Origin of the sequence: Bacillus sp. FSL K6-2819 (assembly GCF_038008305.1) — a bacterium.
Taxonomy (GTDB): Bacteria; Bacillota; Bacilli; order Bacillales; family Bacillaceae; genus Bacillus; species Bacillus amyloliquefaciens.
This window is the reverse complement of the sequence record NZ_JBBOYV010000001.1, coordinates 1,394,334-1,413,571: the sequence shown is the minus strand read 5'-3', so window position 1 is coordinate 1,413,571 and position 19,238 is coordinate 1,394,334. Positions and strand designations below refer to the sequence as shown.

At 46.0% G+C, this 19,238-nt stretch carries 21 protein-coding genes and 1 pseudogene; 3 read left to right on the top strand and 19 right to left on the bottom strand.

Annotated elements, in window-relative coordinates; genetic code table 11:
* Positions 1-109: 109 nt before the first annotated feature.
* The gene (locus MHH91_RS07470) at positions 110-1,729 is read right to left on the bottom strand and encodes an ABC-F family ATP-binding cassette domain-containing protein (protein ID WP_013352104.1); all 1,620 of its coding nucleotides are present in this window, start codon (positions 1,727-1,729) and stop codon (positions 110-112) included.
* A gap of 165 nt (positions 1,730-1,894) precedes the next feature.
* Between MHH91_RS07470 and MHH91_RS07465 the strand changes: the two genes are divergently transcribed.
* On the top strand, positions 1,895-2,164 hold the full coding sequence (locus MHH91_RS07465; protein ID WP_013352103.1) for a hypothetical protein: 270 nt from the start codon (positions 1,895-1,897) through the stop codon (positions 2,162-2,164).
* Between the two features lie 37 nt (positions 2,165-2,201).
* Here MHH91_RS07465 and sipT read toward each other — a convergent pair whose 3' ends face one another.
* The 14 genes from sipT to MHH91_RS07395 all read right to left on the bottom strand — a co-directional run bounded on the left by sipT (position 2,202) and on the right by MHH91_RS07395 (position 15,011).
* A complete protein-coding gene (gene sipT / locus MHH91_RS07460) occupies positions 2,202-2,783 on the bottom strand; it encodes a signal peptidase I sipT (RefSeq protein ID WP_003154568.1) in 582 nt (193 codons plus the stop codon).
* Between the two features lie 130 nt (positions 2,784-2,913).
* Positions 2,914-4,818 carry a PTS fructose transporter subunit IIABC gene (locus MHH91_RS07455; protein ID WP_013352102.1) on the bottom strand — a complete coding sequence of 635 codons (1,905 nt, stop codon included), beginning with the start codon at positions 4,816-4,818 and terminating at the stop codon, positions 2,914-2,916.
* Positions 4,819-4,832: 14 nt separating this feature from the next.
* Positions 4,833-5,744, bottom strand: a complete 912-nt coding sequence (gene pfkB, locus MHH91_RS07450; RefSeq protein ID WP_013352101.1) for a 1-phosphofructokinase — start codon at positions 5,742-5,744, stop codon at positions 4,833-4,835.
* The gene (locus MHH91_RS07445; protein ID WP_013352100.1) at positions 5,741-6,496 is read right to left on the bottom strand and encodes a DeoR/GlpR family DNA-binding transcription regulator; all 756 of its coding nucleotides are present in this window, start codon (positions 6,494-6,496) and stop codon (positions 5,741-5,743) included. The genes pfkB and MHH91_RS07445 overlap by 4 nt, the downstream gene beginning before the upstream one ends.
* Positions 6,497-6,778: 282 nt before the next feature.
* Positions 6,779-7,972 carry an ABC transporter permease gene (locus MHH91_RS07440; RefSeq protein WP_013352099.1) on the bottom strand — a complete coding sequence of 398 codons (1,194 nt, stop codon included), beginning with the start codon at positions 7,970-7,972 and terminating at the stop codon, positions 6,779-6,781.
* On the bottom strand, positions 7,969-8,661 hold the full coding sequence (locus MHH91_RS07435; protein ID WP_013352098.1) for an ABC transporter ATP-binding protein: 693 nt from the start codon (positions 8,659-8,661) through the stop codon (positions 7,969-7,971). Before MHH91_RS07435 ends, MHH91_RS07440 begins: the two co-directional genes overlap by 4 nt.
* On the bottom strand, positions 8,662-9,798 hold the full coding sequence (locus MHH91_RS07430) for an efflux RND transporter periplasmic adaptor subunit (RefSeq protein WP_013352097.1): 1,137 nt from the start codon (positions 9,796-9,798) through the stop codon (positions 8,662-8,664). It abuts the gene before it with no gap.
* Position 9,799: 1 nt separating this feature from the next.
* Positions 9,800-10,498 (bottom strand): YIP1 family protein, encoded by a 699-nt coding sequence (locus tag MHH91_RS07425; RefSeq protein ID WP_014471751.1) that lies wholly within the window; start codon positions 10,496-10,498, stop codon positions 9,800-9,802.
* 345 nt (positions 10,499-10,843) lie between these two features.
* A complete protein-coding gene (gene moaD, locus MHH91_RS07420; RefSeq protein WP_013352095.1) occupies positions 10,844-11,077 on the bottom strand; it encodes a molybdopterin converting factor subunit 1 in 234 nt (77 codons plus the stop codon).
* Positions 11,074-11,544, bottom strand: a complete 471-nt coding sequence (locus tag MHH91_RS07415) for a molybdenum cofactor biosynthesis protein MoaE (RefSeq protein WP_013352094.1) — start codon at positions 11,542-11,544, stop codon at positions 11,074-11,076. Before MHH91_RS07415 ends, moaD begins: the two co-directional genes overlap by 4 nt.
* On the bottom strand, positions 11,545-12,066 hold the full coding sequence (mobB, locus tag MHH91_RS07410) for a molybdopterin-guanine dinucleotide biosynthesis protein B (RefSeq protein ID WP_014471749.1): 522 nt from the start codon (positions 12,064-12,066) through the stop codon (positions 11,545-11,547).
* Entirely contained in the window at positions 12,027-13,319 is a 1,293-nt protein-coding gene (locus MHH91_RS07405; protein ID WP_013352092.1) for a molybdopterin molybdotransferase MoeA, read from the bottom strand. The genes mobB and MHH91_RS07405 overlap by 40 nt, the downstream gene beginning before the upstream one ends.
* Positions 13,320-13,336: 17 nt before the next feature.
* Positions 13,337-14,356: a molybdopterin-synthase adenylyltransferase MoeB gene (locus tag MHH91_RS07400; protein ID WP_013352091.1), complete on the bottom strand. Its 1,020-nt coding sequence runs from the start codon at positions 14,354-14,356 to the stop codon at positions 13,337-13,339.
* A gap of 52 nt (positions 14,357-14,408) precedes the next feature.
* The gene (locus MHH91_RS07395; RefSeq protein ID WP_013352090.1) at positions 14,409-15,011 is read right to left on the bottom strand and encodes a molybdenum cofactor guanylyltransferase; all 603 of its coding nucleotides are present in this window, start codon (positions 15,009-15,011) and stop codon (positions 14,409-14,411) included.
* A 146-nt stretch (positions 15,012-15,157) separates the two neighbouring features.
* Here MHH91_RS07395 and MHH91_RS07390 point away from each other — a divergent pair, with 146 nt between their 5' ends.
* Entirely contained in the window at positions 15,158-16,150 is a 993-nt protein-coding gene (locus MHH91_RS07390) for a hypothetical protein (protein ID WP_013352089.1), read from the top strand.
* A gap of 20 nt (positions 16,151-16,170) precedes the next feature.
* Here MHH91_RS07390 and rok read toward each other — a convergent pair whose 3' ends face one another.
* From rok to MHH91_RS07375, 3 genes and pseudogenes are all read right to left on the bottom strand, one after another.
* Entirely contained in the window at positions 16,171-16,767 is a 597-nt protein-coding gene (gene rok / locus MHH91_RS07385) for a transcriptional regulator Rok (RefSeq protein WP_013352088.1), read from the bottom strand.
* Positions 16,768-17,231: 464 nt separating this feature from the next.
* Entirely contained in the window at positions 17,232-17,690 is a 459-nt protein-coding gene (locus tag MHH91_RS07380) for a TlpA family protein disulfide reductase (RefSeq protein ID WP_014470457.1), read from the bottom strand.
* A 14-nt stretch (positions 17,691-17,704) separates the two neighbouring features.
* Positions 17,705-17,908: pseudogene (locus tag MHH91_RS07375) on the bottom strand (peroxiredoxin); the annotation flags it as partial.
* 233 nt (positions 17,909-18,141) lie between these two features.
* Between MHH91_RS07375 and MHH91_RS07370 the strand changes: the two are divergent.
* Positions 18,142-18,948 carry a mechanosensitive ion channel family protein gene (locus tag MHH91_RS07370; protein ID WP_013352085.1) on the top strand — a complete coding sequence of 269 codons (807 nt, stop codon included), beginning with the start codon at positions 18,142-18,144 and terminating at the stop codon, positions 18,946-18,948.
* 33 nt (positions 18,949-18,981) lie between these two features.
* On the opposite strand, the gene MHH91_RS07365 is transcribed toward MHH91_RS07370, so the two are convergent.
* Entirely contained in the window at positions 18,982-19,227 is a 246-nt protein-coding gene (locus MHH91_RS07365) for a YkuS family protein (protein WP_013352084.1), read from the bottom strand.
* Positions 19,228-19,238: the final 11 nt, after the last annotated feature.

Below are 19,238 nucleotides of genomic sequence, written 5' to 3'. Positions count from 1 at the left end.
GCATTCCTCCGTCTCTTTTCAATTCATATGTTCCTTTATTGTAACGGGAAGTCAGAAGATTGAAAACTTTTTTTCACAAATAAAAAGCAGAGTCTCCCCTGCTTTTTTATTACGCGTATAGCTCTTCAATCTTTTTCTGTACATCCGTGTTTTCAAGAAATTCGTCATAAGTCATTTGTTTGTCAACAATGCCTTTAGGCGTTAATTCAATGATGCGGTTGGCAATTGTTTGTACAAACTGATGGTCATGAGAAGAAAACAGCATAGCGCCTTTGAAGCTGATTAAGCCGTTGTTAAGCGCCGTGATGGATTCCAGGTCTAAGTGGTTTGTCGGTTCATCCAGAATTAAAATGTTTGCGCCGGAAAGCATCGCTTTTGAAAGCATGCAGCGCACTTTTTCTCCTCCGGAAAGAACGTTTGACTTTTTGTTGACTTCTTCCCCTGAGAACAGCATGCGTCCTAAGAACCCGCGCAGAAAGCTTTCGCTTTGATCATGCGGCGAGTATTGACGGAGCCAGTCAACAAGGTTCGCATCGCTGCCGTCGAAGTATTCGCTGTTGTCTTTCGGGAAGTACGCCTGAGAAGTGGTCACGCCCCATTTAAATGTGCCGCTGTCTGCTTCCATTTCCCCGGAAATGATTTTGAACAACGTTGTAACGGCAAGCTCGTTGCGGCCTGTAAACGCGATTTTGTCTTCTCTGTTCATAATAAAGCTGACGTTATCAAGCACCTTAACGCCGTCAATCGTTTTCGTTAAGCCTTCAACCCGCAGCACGTCATTTCCGATCTCACGTTCCGGCGTGAAATTGACGTAAGGATAACGGCGTGATGACGGTTTGATATCATCAAGCGTGATTTTATCCAGGAGTTTCTTTCTTGATGTCGCCTGCTTTGATTTAGAGGCGTTGGCGCTGAATCTGGCCACGAACTCCTGAAGCTGTTTAATCTGCTCTTCTTTTTTCTTATTGGCTTCTTGAGAAAGCTTTAAAGCAAGCTGGCTGGATTCATACCAGAAATCATAGTTGCCGACATACACTTGAATTTTATTAAAATCAAGATCGGCGATGTGCGTGCACACTTTATTTAAAAAGTGACGGTCATGGGATACGACGATGACTGTATTTTCAAAGTTGATCAGAAACTCTTCCAGCCACTGGATCGCTTTCAGATCCAAGTGGTTCGTCGGTTCATCAAGCAAAAGAACATCCGGTTTGCCGAACAGCGCCTGTGCCAAAAGCACTTTCACCTTGTCTGAGCCGCCTAAGTCTGCCATTTTCTTCGTATGAAGGTCTTCAGAGATGCCCAGACCCTTTAACAAAATAGCGGCTTCACTTTCAGCTTCCCAACCGTTTAATTCCGCAAACTCGCCTTCAAGCTCAGCGGCGCGGATGCCGTCTTCATCTGAAAAATCAGGCTTCATATAAATCGCGTCTTTTTCCTGCATGACTTCGTATAAACGTTTATGCCCCATAATGACGACTTTCAGCACTTCAAAGTCTTCATATTCAAAGTGGTTCTGCTTCAGGATGGCAAGGCGTTCGCCAGGGCTCATATGGACATCGCCTGTCTGCGGCTCCAGCTCACCGGATAAAATTTTCAAAAATGTTGATTTTCCGGCACCGTTTGCGCCTATTAATCCGTAGCAATTGCCCGGCGTAAATTTAATATTGACATCTTCAAATAACTTGCGATCCGCAAAACGCAAGCTCACATTATTTACAGCAATCATTTATAATCCTCCATCGTGTCTAACATCATTAAAAGTATACCATGAATAAAGGGGAAGAGAAATGTTTCCCTGCGAATATAAGGTTTTGAAAAGACGCAAGCGCCAACCCGGAGTGCTGTGATACAATAGATAGATATATATACATATTCATCACGGAGGAACAAGTTGAAGCTTTTAACACTCACAGAATACTGTCTTATGATTTTCTTTACCGGGGTTTTTCTGGCCGTCACAGGCTTTACGGCACGTGACATTGGCTTGTACGTCGGAATCGCCCTCATTTATACGTTCTCGCATCTTTTTTCAAAACGGATGCTTGAAAAACGCGGCAAAGAGAAGCAGCAGGCGAATCTTTTTATCAGCGTTCTGGCTATTGTCGGATCAGTGCTGGCAACGGTATTGTTCATCGCCATCGCCGCCTCGTTTGCCAAATAAAAAACGCCGGCCGTCCGAATCGGGCAGCGCGGCGTTTTTATTTTGTCTGACGCATATCATGAAACGGGAAGAACACAAACTTCGAGGTGCCGACGATCCGGTTTTCGGCAATTAAACCGAGTCCGTTCCGGCTGTCCATTGAATTCAGCCGATTGTCGCCCATGACGAAGTATTTGCCTTTCGGAACCTTTACGGGGCCAAAATCTCCCGTCAGGTTGACTCCCAGTTTTTTCGCTTCTTTTTTATTGCTCGCGAGGTACGGTTCTGCGATTTTTTTGCCGTTTATATAAAGCGTGTCATTTTTCATTTCAACCGTTTCTCCCGGTTTTCCGATGAGCCGCTTTACATAATGGACTTTCGATGTATCGCCGTTAATAATGACGATGTCCCCCCGCTCGATTTCGCCGATATAATTGACGCTTTTGTTGACAAACAGCCGTTCACCGTCATGTAATGTCGGGTACATTGATGATCCTTCCACTAAGTACGGTTCAAACAGGAAATGGCGGATTAACAGCGCAAGTGCGACTGCTATAATGATGGCCTTTCCCCATTCCCAATACGTGTTGGATTTTCTTTTTACCGATTTTTCAGAAGTAGGTTTTTGTTCTTCAGTCAACGTGGTTCCTCCTAGACGATCACTGTTTCAGTTCATGTACCATCTTTACTTTATCACAACTCATTATAAAATACATAACGCTTCTATGCGTATATCATTGAAAAAAGCGCCCTTTACGGGCGCTTTTTGCTTATTTCTCTTCAACCGGCTTTTTGATGATTCCCAAGATAACCGCCGTCACGATCGCTCCGATCACGATGCTCAATAAGTAGAGCAGCGGATGATTCGTAATGAATGCAACGAATACTCCTCCGTGCGGTGCAGGAAGCGTTACCCGGAAAAATTCTGTCAGTCCGCCCGCTACCGCAGAACCGATAACGGCTGCAGGGATGACGCGAAGCGGATCAGCCGCTGCAAACGGGATAGCGCCTTCTGTAACGAAAGCGGCTCCCATGAAGTAGCACGTAATACCGGCTTCACGGTCACGTTTAGAGAATTTGTGTCTAAAGAATGTTGTCGCCAGTGCGATTCCAAGCGGCGGAACCATTCCGCCTGCCATGATGGCAGCGTGCGGCGCATAGTTTCCGGCATCGATCATCGCAATTCCGAAAGTGAACGCCGCTTTATTGAGCGGGCCGCCCATGTCGATAGCCATCATACCGCCTAAAATAATACCCATTAAAACAAGGTTGCCTGTTCCAAGGCTTTCAAGCCAATTTGTTAAGAAATTCATAAACGCTGCTACAGGTGTGTTAATGACAAACTGCATCAGGACACCTGTGATAAAAATACCGAGTAGCGGGTAAATCAATACAGGTTTTAATCCGTCAAGAGACTGAGGGATAAAGACGAACAGCTTTTTCAGCAGGATCACGACATAACCGGCTAAGAATCCGGCAATCAGCCCGCCTAAGAATCCGGCATTCGCCTGCGTAGCCATAAATCCGCCGACCATACCCGGAGCAAATCCCGGACGGTCCGCAATACTCATTGCAATGAATCCGGCAAGAACTGCAACAATCAGTTTTAACGCATTGTCGCTGCCGATAAAGTTCAGCGCTGCAGCAAACGTGTTATATGTCGGGTCTTTCGGATCAGCTGAATGAATTCCCCAGAAGAATGAAATCGCAACGAGGATTCCGCCGCCGACGACAAATGGCAGCATGTTGCTGACACCGCTCATTAAGTGTTTATAGAAAGTGCTTCCGATGCTTGTGCCTGATTTCTGTTTCGGACCGTCTTCATTTGAAGCGGAAGATCCCCCGCCGCTGCCCTCGTAAATCGGCGCATCTTGATTAACGGCTTTTTCAATCAGTTCCTGAGGACGTCTGATACCGGCCGTTACAGGCACTTGAAGAACATGTTTGCCTTTAAAGCGCTCCATTTCAACCTGTTTATCAGCCGCTACGATAATCGCAGGCGCGTCTTCAATTTCCTGAGCCGTCAGCTTATGTTTAATACCGCTTGAGCCGTTTGTCTCTACTTTAATTTCGACGCCGAGCTCTTTCGCTTTTTCCTTCAGTGCGTCAGCTGCCATGAATGTATGGGCGATACCCGTCGGACATGCCGTGACGGCAAGGATTTTGCCCTTTCCTGAGGGCGCTGCCTGTTCTTCCTGCTCTTCTTCTTCCTCATCGTCATCTTTGTCATGCTGATTGATGATGTCAATGATCGCGTCTTCCGATTCAGCTTCAAGAAGCTGTTTGCGGATTTCTTCACGCATGAGAAGCGTAGAAAGTCTTGATAATGCCTCAAGGTGCGTATTATTCGCTCCTTCGGTTGCCGCAATCATAAAGACCAGGTGTGCCGGCTGACCGTCTAATGATTCATAATCCACACCTTCTTTTGAACGTCCGAATGCGATAGCCGGGTTAATGACGCTCGCCGTTTTCGCGTGAGGAATGGCAATGCCTTCGCCGATTCCCGTCGAGCTTTGGCTTTCACGATTTAAAATGGCTGCTTTGTAAGCCTCTCTGTCATTTAATCTGCCGGCTTTATCAAGCACTGTCACCATTTCATCGATAACGTTTTCTTTCTCTTTGCTTTCTATATTGAGATGAATTGTATCTCTTGTTAACAGCTCAGTTATCTTCACTTTTCTTTCCTCCTCTATAGACGTGTGACTTGAACTTCAGGAAGAAGCTGCTGTACAAACTCTTCAGTTCCGAGCTCTTCAGAAAATGCCGTCGCGCTTCCGGAAGCAACACCTAACCGGAACGCATCTTCCAAAGGCAGCTGTTTTGAGATCCCCGCAAGGAATCCTGCGACAACGGAATCACCCGCGCCTACGGAATTGACCAGCTTCCCTTTAGGAACATTAGCAAGGAAAACCGCGTCTTTCGTAAATAAAAGCGCACCGTCGCCAGCCATCGAAACAATCGCGTGTTCAGCGCCTTGTTCAATTAATTTTTTTCCGTAAGGAACGGCAGCTTCAGCTGAATCAATGACCGTATTGAACATTTCACCAAGCTCGTGATGGTTCGGCTTCATCAAAAACGGTTTCATTTCTGTCGCTTTCATCAGCGCTTCTCCGGAGATGTCCACCACAACGCGGGCATTCTGCTTTCTGCATGTCTCTGCAATTTTTTCATAAGTGTTTTGCGGCAGGGAAGATGGAATGCTTCCCGCTAAAACGACGATGTCTCCCTCTTTCAGAGCGGAGAACTGTTCTAAAAAGGCACTGAACACTTCGTCTGAAATTGTCGGGCCCTGTCCGTTAATTTCCGTTTCGTCGCCCGTTTTCAGTTTTACATTTATACGAGTGTCTTCATCCACTTCAGAAAAAGCCGTTTCCAGACCTTCTTGCTGTAAAAAAGACGTTATATAATTTCCGGTAAATCCGCCGACAAACCCCATTGCTTTTGACGGCACATGGTGTCTTTTCAGTAATCTTGAAACGTTGATGCCTTTTCCGCCGGGATACTTCGTGTCATAGCTGGAACGGTTTAAACCGCCTACGGCAAAATCTTCAACGTGAACAATATAGTCAACAGACGGATTGAGGGTTACAGTGTAAATCATGGTTTCACTACCTTTACGACAGTTTTTTCTTGGTAATTATCGAATGCAAGTTCTTCAGCTTCCGTGGTAATGATAGCGGCGTCGCCCAAGGCGGCGAACGCTGCGAAAGAAATCTCGCCGAATTTAGAAGGATCGGCTAATACATAGGCATTTTTCGCCTGGCTCAGAGCCTTTGTCTTCAGAAGAGCCTCATCCGGATCGGGTGTTGTAAATCCGGCTTCAATGTGCACGCCGTTCACACCGAGAAAGCTTTTATCAAAACGGTACTGGCTAATCGCCGTTAATGAGGCGCCGCCGATCATCGCACCTGTTCGATGTTTCACATACCCTCCGAGAAGATAAAAGGGAATCCCTTTCCTTATTAAAGCGTCGATATGCATAACTCCGTTTGTGACAACCACAATGTCCTTTGTTTGATCTATAAAATCAATCATGTGCAATGTAGTTGTTCCCGCATCAAGATAAATACAGTCACCTTCTTCTAATAAAGATGCCGCTTTTTCTGCAATTTTCAGCTTATCTTGAAGGTTTTTGGAGGATTTTTCAATCATATCGGGTTCTTGCCTGCTGTTGGAAAGTTTAGATGCCCCGCCATGAACGCGCTTTAAAAATCCGCGCTCTTCTAGTGTTGATAAATCTCTTCTGATCGTTGATTCAGAAGCGTTTGTCATGCTTATCAGCTCTTGAATCTTTACCACATCACGCTTTTCAATCTGATCAATAATCAGCTGATACCTTTCAGGAGTGAGCATATTCCGCCTCCTTTGAAAACGTATTCATTTCGGCTATAAGATTATTGTAAACGCTTTTTTTACTTCAAGCAACTAAAATCACTCAAATTCATTCAATAACTATCAAAATCTTTCACATTTGTTCATATTAACGTATGTACATAGGGTTTGTAAACTGTAAATTCGACAAAAAGGGGGACAATTGTATGACATTTTCTTTTTATCATAAATGAAAAAAGTCTATTATATTCATTCAATCATTAAAACAAGAAAAACCCCCATGCATTCTGCATGGGGCGCCGGTTATTCATACCGTAACGCTTCAATCGGATCTAAGCGTGATGCTTTGTTGGCTGGCAGCATGCCGAAAATGACACCGATCAGCATACTGAACAGCACGCCGATACAAACCACCTGCCAGGAAACGAGCGACGGCCACCCTGCGATAAGGGAAACGAGTGATGCTCCCCCGTAACCGAGACCGATTCCGATTAACCCGCCGATTAAAGTAAGCACAACGGATTCAATTAAGAATTGCGTCAGAATCTGTCCCCTCGTCGCACCGAGCGATTTGCGGATGCCGATTTCTCTTGTCCGTTCCGTCACTGATACAAGCATAATATTCATGACCCCGATCCCGCCGACAACGAGAGAAATACCGGCGATCGAACCGATGATCGTCGTCATGACGGTCGTGACCTGGCCGATGCCCGCCGCGATTTCTTCCATATTCATGACTTGATAAGCCTCTTTTGTTCCGTGATTGTCATTTAAGAGACGGGCCGCTTCTTTTCCTGTTGTTTTGATTTGGTCGGCTGAATCCGCCTGTATGGAAACATTGCTGTAGTCATTTGTACCGAAAGACGTTTTCAGCATGTTGAACGGGACATACATTTCACTGAGTCCTAACGATAAAAAACCGCTCTCTTCTTTTAATACACCGATTACTTCTACAGGCTGCCCGCCGGCCCAGACGATTTTTCCAAGCGGAGATGTTTTCCCGAACAGCTTTTCAGCCATTTTTTTCGAGATGATTCCCGCTCTTTTCCCGGAAAGAAAATCATTGTCCGTAAAGGTCCGTCCATCTTGAACATCCAGCTTTTTTACGTCCATGTAGCCGCTGTTAATGCCATTCAGCGTAATATCCGTTTCTTCTTCGTGATAACGGGCCGTCATTGATTTTACAGCAGAAGCGACAACCTGCTTTACGCCGGCTACTCCTTTTAATCCATTAATATCTTCTTCTGTAAAACTCGCTTGCTGCAAAGCGTTCGGATTGGCTGTTAATTCTTCATCACTCGGCAGATAAAACAATTCAATCGTATTGCCCGGCCCGCTTATGGATTGCTTCAGCATTTGCTCTCCGCCCTGGCCGACTGCCACCACAACGATTACTGAACCGACGCCGATAATGATGCCGAGCATCGTCAGAATCGATCTCAGCTTGTGAGCTCTTACGGAGCCGAGAGCCATCCGGAGATTTTCTAACAGGCTCATTCCCCCACTCTCCTCTGCTCAGAATCGCGGGAAACGATCATGCCGTCACGGACGAAAATCACTCTGTTTGTACAGTCCGCCACTTCAGGCTCATGAGTGACAAGTACCACGGTTACACCCTCTGCATTAAGCTCCGTGAACTGCTCCATGATGGAAATGCTTGTTTTCGTATCCAGCGCGCCGGTCGGCTCATCAGCCAAAATAAGCTTCGGTTCGTTAACGATGGCTCTTGCAATCGCGACACGCTGTTTTTGGCCGCCGGACAGCTCATTCGGCATGTGAAGCATCCGGTCCGCTAAACCGACTTTTTCCAGCGCATGCTCCGCCCGTTCCTCACGCTCTTTTTTGCCGATTCCGGCGTAGATCATGGGCAGTTCGACATTTTTTCTTGCATTCAACCGCGGCAGCAGCTGAAATTGCTGAAAGACAAATCCGATTGATTTGTTCCGGACCGCCGCAAGCTCTTTTTCCGTGCATGACGATACATCTTCGCCCGCAAGCCTGTAACTGCCTGATGTCGGTCTGTCCAGACAGCCGATGATATTCATGATCGTCGATTTTCCTGATCCCGACGGTCCCATAATTGACACATATTCTCCCTCTTCAATCGTCAGGTCGATTGAACGGAGAACATCAAACGTCTCCTTCCCGATCTGATAGCTTTTCTTCACTTTTGAAAGCTGAATCATCTATGCTTTCACATCCGTTCCGTCAGTCAAACCGTCAGCCGGATTCAGAATGACTTTATCATCCTTTGAAAGTCCCTCTTTTATCTCCGTCAGCTGCTTCGCGGTGTCGCCGACTTTGACTTTCACGCGTTTGGCCTTCCCGTCTTTTACCGTAAAGACCCAGTGCTCATCTCCGTCTTTTTTGACTGCTGAAGACGGCAGAGTGTCGGCTTTCCGTTTGTCGGTTTCAATGTTCATAATGAGTTTAAACCCCGGTTTGCCCTCCGGAAGGTTTCCGATCAGCTTGACCTGAAACGGATACTGCACGGCTTGTTCCGTGTTTCCGCCCGAAGCGGCGCCTGACTTTTGTTCTGGAACGAGACCGACAGCCGCCACTCTTCCCTTCCATGTTTTATCAGGAATGGCGTCAGAGGTAATCGTAACGCTTTGTCCCTTTTTCACTTTCAGCGTGTCGTATTCGGACAAATTGCCGGCAACGATCAGGTGTTCCGGGTCGCCTATATGTATTACCGGTTCTTGAATATCCGATTTTTTAGAAGCTGCTTCTTGATTTACCGAGATAACCGTTCCGTCCATTTCACTCTTGACAGTGAGATTCGCCACTTGGTTTTCAAGAGACTGCTTTTGCAGATCAGATTGCTTTAATTCGATTTCCGCCGTTTTTTGCTGAAGCTGCAGATCAGTCCGTTCGGATTCTATTTGTTTTTGGGCTTCCGCTTCTCCCACTTGTTTTGCCAGATCTTTTTCTTTACTGTTTAATGCTCTGAGTTTTTCTTCAATTTGTTCAATTTGCAGCCGTTTTGATTGTTCTGTCAACTCATTTTGTTCTTTATCAAGATTGAGCTGCTCGTTTGTATAAGTGACTAATGACGACCCTTCTTTTACCTTGTCGCCTTCTTTTACTTTCACCTTATCAAGGGTTCCTTTATCCGCTTCATAAAAAACATACTGTTCCTTGGAGAATTTAAGTGTTCCCGGCACCATGACCGAAGATGAGATTTTTCTTTTTTCCATGGTTCCGGTTTCGACCTTTTCCCCGGCGCTGCCGCCCGCGGGAGCGGCAGACTTATAAATATTGATACCGATGAATACTGCAACAATTACGGCGATGCCGATTCCGATCCAAAGTTTTTTCATGTTACACACCTGCTGTCATTGAACTTAACAGTCCTCCGACTGCCGATACCAAAAGCATAATAACAAACAGGACAATCGCGGAAGTCCAGGCCGCTTTTTTCGAAATGCCGCCGGTATAGCGAAGTCCCAAAGCGAGCAGAATATAGCTCCAGATGCTGAAAACGTCGAACGCGCTTAAAAAGACCGCAACGCCGTCTCCGGCCGGTATGACACTCGCCAAAGATGTAACGGCGTACAGGGAGCCCGCTCCGGTAAAATAAGTGACAAGACCGTTAATGACTAAGCCGATATTGGTAATAAACGCCGTGAAGAGGCCGAGTGAGAGCATTTTTTTGTAAGTTGTCACGCCGCCCGAAATTTTGACGCACAGCCAGTAAATGAGCGGAATGATAAAAAGACCGATAATGCCCCCGAAGATTCCTCCGAAAATCGAACCGAATTTAGTGAGGGTTTTGGTCATTTCAATCTGATCATCTGTCAATCCTTCAAGAGTTGAGCTGTTCAGCACTTCTTCATAATTCATCCCCAGCCCGCGCAAAATACTCCCGGCTGCGATGAGAATGATAGCAATCAGGAGAGGAATGCCGATGACCGGCTTTTCTCTTAGTCTTTTAAACTGCACTACAGGACTTGTGATGACGCCGAAAACTGACGGTTTTTCGGTTATTTCCGTATTGCTTTTTTCCAGATTAGGTTCCATATTGCTGAAGCCTCCTATGTATTATTCTGTTTATACGTACGCAACAGGCTTAGAGAAGTTTCAATTTTTTTGCCGTTTGCGTATTTATGCTAAATTGTAACACAATTTCATACTTTTACGTTCCATAATTATGTAAAAAAGGATCATCATCAGACGGATATGGAGGGAGGCTCAAAACCTTGTGCGGGCGCCGTTTTCAGCCTGTATATGTAAAGAAAACGACCTTAATTGTAAAATCCTTTAAATTCCATTTTATCCTTCTTAGGAATTCGGCGCTGCAGCTGAATGTTATCTGCGGCTGTACAAAAAAAAACCGGATGGCAATGATGCCCATCCGGCTTTTTTTCATCCTCCGCTTACAGGAGGGATAAAGGCAATGGTATCGCCTTCTGTTACGGTGCTGTTGTCTTTTACGTATGTTTCATTGATCGCTATCATGGCATTGTCAATCGATTGAAGGCCGTACCGTTCCTTTAACAGCGCTTTTACAGCAGACGCTGCCGCCTCCTTTTCGTCAAGTTCAATGACCGGTGTTCCTGCCTGCTCCGCAAGCCCGGCAAACAAAAGTACTTTAATCATCGCGATTCCCCTTTATTCAAATCCGGTTTTCCGTTCGGATAGGGCGTCGTTTCCAGCTGATCGCCTATCCATTCTTCACCGTCTTCCCAGATTTCTTTTTTCCATATCGGCACAATCTGTTTTATCCGTTCAATAGCATATTCATTCGCCTCATATGCCGCCTTTCTGTGCGGAGAGGACACGGCGATTACGACCGCTGCTTCTCCGATATCAAGGACGCCGACACGGTGAGTGATTGCAGCTTCGGCCCCTTCCCATTTCGCGCAGATTTCATCGCCGATTTGAGAAAGCATTTGAACAGCCATGGGCTCATACGCTTCATATTCAAGACGCACCGTCCGCCGTCCGGCAGTCCACTCTCTGACCGTGCCGATAAACGTTGTGATGGCCCCGGCTTCACGCTTTTCAACTTTTTTTACGATATTTTCCGCAATAATCGGTTCCCTTGTAATTTGAAAACGTTCCATTTAAGCAGATTCCCCTTTCAGCTGCGAAAGCACAAACATAATGGCAGCCGGATCGTCAGCATGGAATACGGGCATATCTGCGTCTGTCGGCATATGCTCCGTATTTCTGCTGACAACCGCGATCACGCGCTCCAAATGCTTCAGTTTTTGCCATTCTTCGCTGTTTTTGATCATGATGATTTTCGGATGCGGCGCATGTTTAAACCCCTCTATAAAAAGGCAGTCAACTCCCAGATATTCATACAGGCCGATCAAACCCGCCAAATCCCATTTTTTTCGCGCCGTAAGCTGCAGCACGCCGTCCCCTTCTACTGCCGTAACCGCAGCTCCGGCTTTTGATAAACGTTCTGAATCTTTTCCGTCTGAAAAAGGGTCCGGTTCCCCGCCATGTCCGTGGTGCTTTAAACATCCGATAGTGCACTCTGTCGGCGCCGCTTTCAGCACACGTTCGATAAACGTTGTTTTACCGCTGTTTTGAAAACCTACGATCTGGACGATCGGGAAAGAATTGACCACGGCCATTCACTTCCATTCTCATCCCGGATGAGGAGCGCGTGGACCGTCATGCCCGCTTCATATCCCCTCGTTCCTCCCGGCAGAAGGATAAACGCGTTTGCTTCGGCAAGAGATGTGACAGAGCTTGATTTGTCGAGACCGACCGGTGACGCCATCATCTTTCCGTCCTTATGGTAAACAAACGCCCTCACAAACCTCGTAAACGGATTCGGCTTTGGAAAGTCATTTGTCAACACGGCTTCCGCCCACCCGGAGTGAGGTTTTTCATTTAAAAGCCACGTCTGGATCATCGGTTTTACAAACAGGGTGAAACCGACGTAACATGCGGACGGATTGCCGGAAAGGCCGAACAGCAGCATATCATCGGCCCGGGCGACAGTTGTCACGCTCCCCGGACGCATTGCCACTTTGTTAAAAAGAACTTCCGCTCCGAGCTTATCATAAATGTCAGGAAGAAAATCAAAATCGCCGACTGACACGCCGCCTGTCGTGATCAAAAAGTCAGTCTTTTTCATGGCTTCCTTCACCGCAGCATAGCTGTCATCAAAATCATCGGAAATTTTGCCTAAGTTCAGCGGTACCGCACCCGCTTCAATGATCTGGGCATACACCATGGCCGCGTTGCTGTTGCGGATTTTCCCCGGCTCAAGCGGATCGCTTACATGAAGAAGCTCGGTTCCCGTGGCGATAATGCCGACAACCGGTTTTCTGACCACGGGAACGGAAGCATAGCCGAAGGTTGCCAAAAGAGCGGTGACGCCCGGCGTGATTTTCGTTCCTTTTTTTAAAAGAGAGCTGCCCTTTTTCGCATCTTCTCCTTGATATGAAATATTATCGCCCGCATGAAAAGGGCGTTTCACTGACATGTAATCCGTACCGTTTTCAGAAAACGTCTTTGTCAGCTCAAGCATCACCACGGCATCCGCGCCTTTTGGAATCTGCGCCCCTGTCATGATGCGGACAGCTTCATACGGTCCGAGCTCTTTTTCTGACACGGCGCCGGCTCCGATGTGGTCAATTACTTCAAACGTGACGGCATTGTCACGGGAAGCCGTCTTTGAATCGCGCGCCCTGATGGCAAACCCGTCATACGGAGAACGGTCAAAAGCCGGTACGTCATGGTCCGCTTTAACATCTTCCGCCAGATAGCGGTGGAGACTGTCCTCCAGCGGCACCCATTCGGTATCCCCTTGTTTTTTATACCGGCCCACCCGGCGGACTGCTTCGTCCACCTGAATCGGCGTTCTTTTTTCAAGCATAGCAATATCTCCCCTTTTTACAGTCCGATCACTCTGGCCAGAACTGAATTTGCTTCTTTTATGTCATTTGTCCCGTGGATCAGTGCCCGTCCGTCTTGAAAAATAACGATTCTGAAGTCCTCGTACGCAATATGCAGCAGAAATTCATTTGCTTCCACTTTACCGATTTTCTTCAGTCGCTTGACAAGCTCTTCTTTATCCAGCCTCTTTAACGCTTCCGATCTGATTTGAACAGTGTCTCTTCCGCACAGCACGCTTGCTTTCGGTCTGTTTTCAGGCTGCAGATACGGGTATACGGGCTCCGTGCCGCAGGAAGGGCAATGATCCCGTTTGGTCTGATCCACATTTATGCTCATATTGGTGTTATTCCACACATCAAACGTGAAAAAGCGCCGATTTACGGCGGCATGATTTCCCGTCAGCAATTTCAGCGCCTCAGCCTGCTGATAAGCAGAGACGATATGAACCGCCGGAGATATGATGCCTGCTGTATCACATGTCGCTCCGCCCACGGGCATTTGCTCGAACAGGCAGGATAAACACGGCGTAACCCCCGGAATAATCGTCATACACATTCCCTGACTGCTGACACAGGCACCGTAAATCCAAGGTGTTTTCGTTTTCAGCGCCAGATCATTGATGACCATTCTCGTTTCAAAATTATCTGTCGCATCCACGATGCAATCCGCTTTTTCGATCAGCGGTTCGAGCGTTTCCGCGGTACCTTCCGCCGCGTAAGCTTCTATATGTATGTCACTGTTTACCGCCAAAAGACGCGCCTTGGCCGCCACGGCTTTCGGCAGTCGCTGTCTCGCGTCTTCTTCTGTATACAGCTGCTGTCTTTGTAAATTGCTCCATTCCACATAATCCCGGTCAATAATCGCCATACGGCCTGCTCCGGCTCTTGCCAGGCCCTCTGCCGCGGCTGTTCCGAGGGCTCCGGCCCCGACAATCAGGACACTGCTGTCAGCCAGCGACTTCTGCCCTTTTTCCCCTATCGGCTTAAATCTTGTCTGCCGCGAATAGCGCTCTTCCATCTGTATTGTCCCCTTGCAATTTTTATTTCCATCATACCATGTTTCTTCACAATCAGTCCTGATTTGAAGACTCGATATGTGCCAAAAGTCTGGTGTAATCATCCCGTGTGTTGATATTAGCGAACTCCTCCGGCGCGGCACCGATTTCTTCAGCCTGCACATAACAGACAGACAGCTGTTTCAGAGTGTCTGTCATTTTCAGCTTGTTTTGTGTAAGCTGATCCAAAAGCACCGCTTGCACCCGTTTATGATAAACCGCCACGAGAGGCTGCTCTCTGTTTTCACAAATTGGGATAACAGCGTCAAGATTTCCGGTCAGCTTCATTTCAAGCGCAGCCATCGTCTTTCTTGTCACGAGCGGTGTGTCACAGGATATGACCGTATATGTTTCGCCTTCTGTTTGTTTCATTGCCGTATAAATGCCGGCCAGCGGCCCCATTCCCCGAAACTGGGGCACATCGGCAAAAACATGCCTCTCTTTGTTTGATAAAAACGTTTTTATATGTTCAGGGCGGCTGATAATTACGGTTTCTCCGCTGCCGAAGGCTTTTTTCGCCTGTTCATAAAACATGCCGTCCTTCCATTTTGCAAAAGCTTTCGGTTCTCCGAATCTCCGGGAAGCTCCCCCTGCTAATATTACATTCACCCGTTTCATGTCATCTCTCTCCCATTCTGTATAAAAGCATAGCAAACGCCTCAGCCGAAATACAATAATTACAGTGCTTGTCTGTTTAATTAAGAGGAATAGCCGTCTGCCCTTTCCCATATTGTAGTGTTAACATCATGAGGGAGATGGTTCTTATGAAAATATCAGGTCCGTTTTTCCACGACACTTCTCAAGAGAACCTTTATTTGAAATCCGAACTTTCCAGATGCAGAAAATTAATTTCTGAATTTGAAGCAAGCTACTTTCATCAAAAAAACAATAAGCTGCAGCAGGAAAACGCCAATATTAAAGAACAGCTTCACAAGCTTTCTGGCGAATTGGAAGCCATGGCGCAAAAACACAAACAAACGAATGACACAGAACGTTCTTTGCATGAAATCAGGGCCGGACTGCTCGATAAAATCGTCATTCTGCAAGAACTGCTGCAGCAGGAAACGTTTCGGCGGAAAAATGAGATGGAAGAAAAACACCGGCTGCATCTCACAAATGTAAAATTTGAAGAAGAAAATAAAAACTTACATACCCGCATCCGCTCACTTGAGACCGCCATACAAACCGAACAGACTTCTCACGAAGATACGAAACGGCGTTTTCACGCCGCAGCAGAAGAAAATACCCGGCTGCACACACAAATTACAGAAAAGGAATATCAGCTCAAACATATTAAAATAGAAATTAATCATATGAGAGATCGAATACTAGAAACAAAAGAACGGCTTGTAGAAATAGAAAAAACGAAAGAAAAGTTATTTCAAGAAACCATTCTCTCATACAAAAGGCAGCTGGACGAAAGTGATGCTTGGATTGCCGGCCATTTTGCTGATATTGACAGCCGCACGGCTGAACCGGCAGAACAGGACCTGGAACTTCCTTCCGCTTCCGCCGGGACTGTTCAGGCAGAAGACTTGCTTAAAGCCGTCACCGAACAAGTCCTCTCCCTGCAAAAACAGTTTGCACAATCAGAGTCCCGTGATCAGTCGTTTGATGAAAAACTGGACGCGTTAAAAGAACGGGCTGATGAAGAAAAACCTTTCCAAAAATATGTCGTCAAGCTTGAAAAAAAGGCGGTAAAAGATACGTCACTTCCGCAGAACAAGCGGGAAAGCGCAAAAAAACTGCTTGAGTAACACAAGCAGTTTTTACTGTTTTATTCAGCAGCCGTATCATTTCCCGTTTCTGCTGTTTCCTGAGAAATTTCTCCCTCAAGAATATATTGGCCGCGGTATGGTTTTTTCACTTCAGGATACATTTTAATTAAGCTTTGCATAAAGGTTGTCATATTAGGAATTTCAAGGCCGCTTTCCTTTTCAATTTCCTTTTGCAGTTCTGAACTTTTGATTGCTGCATTGTGGCGTTTCAATGTTTTAATGGCTGCTTCGCGCAGTTTTGCCGCCTTTGAACCCGGTCTTGCCGTCCCTCTTCTTCTTCTAGTAGAACCGTCTGGAATGCCGGCTGGAAGAGTCGTAATAGACTGCATTTGCGGCTGGGTGGATTGAGGCTGTGTCTGCGGCTTTTGGTAGCTTCTCATTTCCTGTGCTGCAAGCTCTGCAAGCACTGGGAGAGAGTCACTTTTTTTCTCCGGACGAAACTCTTTTTTTGTATCGGACAGGCTGCCCGTATTGTCTAATTCTCTCAGTTTTGCATATATTTTATCACGTTCTATTTGATATTCACGAATGACTTTTACCTCTGCTTCGTTCAATTGTTCTAAACGTAAGCGCAGCGCTTCTCTTTCATTAAACATGTGTAAAACCCCCTGTCAAAAATTTAAACGCTTTTATTAAGATATTAGATTACAAAAGTAATTTTATCAACTATTATTTTATCATTTTACTATTTTATTTACTCTATGAAAAATTGCTTATTTTCTGAAAATGGTACTTTATATGCAAAAATCCCCTATCATATAGGGGATTCTGGGCAATGTTCCAATTTATTGAACCATTTCAAAATATAACTTAAAATTACTTGTTTAATGAAAATTAGCGTAATATCTACAATTTTCGACTATAATATGTAAAAGATAATGATATGGAGAAAACATGCGGTACAGCGTGTTTTCTCCTGTTTCTCTTTCGTTTTTACCGAAGCTCAACAAATCATTTATGACATTTTGGAATTTTTTATCCAATAAGCATAAAAAACCCTGCTGCCCAACTGCAAAGGACTTTCAGAACCAATACAAAAGACCGGCGGAGATTGTCCCGGTCACTCGGAAGCCTGCTCTGTTTCTGAAAGAATGCGGCTGATGCGTTTTTCAAGCATTGCCATCCCGCTTCCTCCCGCTTGAAAATGGCGGAGCTGTCCGGTTTTATCAAAAACGTAATAAGCCGGCACATACTCATTTTCAAACGCTTCAGTCAGCGAATGATTGCTGTCGATGTAAATCGGCTGAGAGATGCCGTGTTCAGCCGCTGTTTTCTTGATTTTTTTAAGGTCAAGATCATCTTCGGAACGGGGTATGTGAACGGCCGCCACATTCAAATGATCTTTATATTTATCACGAAACTCATTCACCTTCGGCATCGCTTCTTTACACATCTGGCAGCTGGCGGACCAGAAATGAATCAATGCCGGCTTCTCACCGACCAGCTGTTCCTTCGTGACTTCTCCGTTAAACCAGGCTTTAGCGCCTGTCAATTCAGGCATTTGCTGATGTAATTTCATCTTATGTCCCTCCGTTATCGATCAGAATTTAAAAAGGTCTGTGATTTTGTCTGTTTCCGAACGGATGAAAACGTTTTTTGTCCGGGCTTCCGGTTCGCAGGAGAAAGTTCGCCGTTTAGAACACTCAATGTTTTATCAACGTCACTGCCCGATGCTGTTGTGGGACATTCGCCCCCGGGAAACACTGCACCTTCTTCTTCAATTAACACGCCGAATTCCTCATATGCCATTCTCCCTCAAAAGTGTATGATTCAGCTGAATCCCCATGTTAAAATAAGATTGAAGATTCCCGTTCAATTACTATCTTCACAAAAATAATGATATAGAAACCGGTCAATATGCCAAACCCTGAATGTAAATAACTGGTTTCTAGTAAAAGGTTTATCTTATTGGAAAAACGGGTAAACCACTTTTGACTTTTCTGCAATAGACTTGAAAGGGAGACACCACTATGATTGATTTAAAACACTTTGATTGGGCCGGCCTTATCACCTCTGCCGGGATTTTCACCGTAAAGCTGGCTCTCATCATTTTAGCGTATTTTATTTTTCGGACGGCAGGCAAAAAGCTGATCAAGCATCTGTTTCAGAAATTCGAAAAACAGAACAACCTCTCTACGGGCCGCGCTTATACTTTGCGAAGCCTCGCGCTTAATGTGTACGGATACATACTGATTTTCGTTTTTATCGTGATGATATTGGATTTATTTCACTACAATCCGAGCGCTCTCATTGCCGGTGCCGGCGTGGTGGGCCTTGCAGTCGGATTCGGCGCTCAGGGGCTTGTCAGTGATATCGTTACCGGATTTTTTATCCTTTTGGAAAAACAGATCGATGTCGGTGATTATATTACAGTTGCAGGCTACAGCGGCATTGTCGAGCAGGTCGGTCTCCGTACGACGCAAATCAGGAGCTTTGACGGCACGCTTCATTATCTTCCCAACCGGGGCATCACGAATGTGAGCAATCATTCCCGCGGAACGATGCAGGCGCTTGTCGATATTAAGGTGCCGCTTGAAAAGAATCTCGATGAAACCATTCAGGTTCTGCAAACCGCGTGTGACAAAGCAGCCGCTGAGCTCCCGCAGATTAAGGAAGGGCCGGACGTCATCGGGGTTCAGGATTTAAGCACATCAGAAATGGTCATCAGAATCATTGCGAAAACAGAAAATATGGAGCAATGGCGGGTTGAACGCGTGCTGCGGAGAGAAATGAAAATCGCGCTCGACCGTTTTAAAAACGCCGCTTCCGGCGAATAAAAAAACCGAAGCATAAGCTTCGGTTTTTTCTTTTTAATGAAATTTTTTTTCTACTTCGCTGCAGATTTCGTCAGCGGTCATTCCGGAAGCCGTAATGACGGGAGCCTGAGTTGACGTATCGGCGATGCCTTGGACATTGCTGTCAAGTCCGGTTACGACACAGCAGTCACAATCCTTCGCATCCTCAGGAGTCTTCATCATCACTACGTCATATCCTTTTTGTTTTAACGCCTGTTCTACATCCGATAAAGATTGTTCAATTCCAATTTTTTTCGTCATATTGAACACCT